The organism is Niallia sp. 01092 (assembly GCF_052318935.1).
GTDB lineage: Bacteria > Bacillota > Bacilli > Bacillales > Cytobacillaceae > Niallia.
This window is the reverse complement of sequence record NZ_JBQRKO010000059.1, coordinates 1-1,089: the sequence shown is the minus strand read 5'-3', so window position 1 is coordinate 1,089 and position 1,089 is coordinate 1. Positions and strand designations below refer to the sequence as shown.

1 protein-coding gene is annotated in these 1,089 nt (G+C 34.3%); it reads left to right on the top strand.

Features of this window, described 5'->3' with window-relative positions; translation table 11 throughout:
* Positions 1-119 precede the first annotated feature (119 nt).
* Positions 120-1,089, top strand: a 970-nt coding sequence (locus ACTXGU_RS22225) for a transposase (protein WP_443483695.1), incomplete at its 3' end; no start/stop codon positions are given.

Below are 1,089 nucleotides of genomic sequence, written 5' to 3'. Positions count from 1 at the left end.
GAGGCCACTGAAAAAGTCCAATTTTTTTTTTAGGCAGTTGAAAGTTTGATTTAATCGAACTTTCAACTGCCTTTTTGTTTTATAATTATGATATTAAAATGTATGTAGGTGGTATAAAAATGATTGCCAATCAAGAATCTTTCACGCTTAGTCCGTTTCTAGCTATTTATGATTTCGTTGTCCCAAAAGATAATATGCTTCGCCAAATCAATGATTTAGTGGACTTTTCCTTCATTCTTGAAGAATTGAAAAAAAAATATTGTCTGGATAACGGTCGCAATGCAGTGCCGCCGATTCGTATGTTCAAATATCTATTGCTTAAATCGATTTATGATTTGTCAGATGTAGATGTAGTAGAACGTTCCAAATATGATATGTCGTTTAAGTATTTCCTCGATATGGCACCAGAAGAGGCCGTTATTGATCCAAGTTCTTTAACGAAATTTCGTAAGCTCCGTCTTCAAGATGTGGGTTTATTAGATATGCTTATCGGCAAAACAGTGGAGATTGCACTTGATAAAGAAATCATAAAAAGTAAAACCATTATTGTAGATTCTACTCATACAAAAGCACGTTATAACCAAAAGTCACCAAAAGAATTTTTACAAGAGAAATCTAAAAATGTTCGAAAAGCTGTCTACCAAATTGACGATTCAATGAAAGAAAAATTCCCATCAAAAACAACTTCTAATGAAGTAAAAGAAGAATTGGATTATTGCCGTCAACTCCTTTCAGTTGTCGAATCAGAACCACAAATCGCTGCCATCCCTGCTGTGAAGGAGAAAGTAAATGTTTTAAAAGAAGTGGTAGAAGACTACACCGAACAATTGAGCTTTTCAGAGGATCCAGATGCACGTGTGGGGCATAAATCAGCGGATTCTTCTTTCTTTGGATATAAAACACATTACACGATGTGTGATGAACGAATTATAACTGCAGCAGTTGTGACAACAGGAGAAAAAAGTGATGGAAAGTATCTTCCAGAGTTAACTAAAAAAAGCCAAAAAACAGGAATAAAAATTGAAACAATCATTGGGGATACTGCCTACTCAGAAAAAGAAAATATTCGCTATACAAAGGAAGAGAAAT